The organism is Finegoldia sp. P3-F-LR (assembly GCF_052932165.1).
In genome coordinates this window covers 1-256 of record NZ_JBRFJE010000076.1, presented here as the reverse complement: position 1 = coordinate 256, position 256 = coordinate 1, and the positions used below count along the sequence as shown (strand labels likewise).

Annotated in this window: 1 rRNA gene; it reads left to right on the top strand. The window is 46.1% G+C overall.

Annotated features, from left to right (window positions below):
• Positions 1–256 (top strand): 23S ribosomal RNA (locus ACU68U_RS09395); the annotation flags it as partial.

The window sequence follows — 256 nt, the reverse complement described above, 5'->3', positions numbered from 1 at the left end:
GACAGAGGAAGAAGACTTCTAATGTCGTACTTTTTGTAGAACGGGCCAGCGAGTTACGATACGTAGCAAGATTAAACATTTAAGATGTGAAGTCGCAGGGAAACCGAGTCTTAATAGGGCAGAAGTTGCGTGTTGTAGACCCGAAACCGGGTGATCTATCCATGGGCAGAGTGAAGGTAAAGTAAAATTTACTGGAGGCTCGAACCGGGTAGCGTTTAAAAGCTATCGGATGACCTGTGGATAGGGGTGAAAAGCC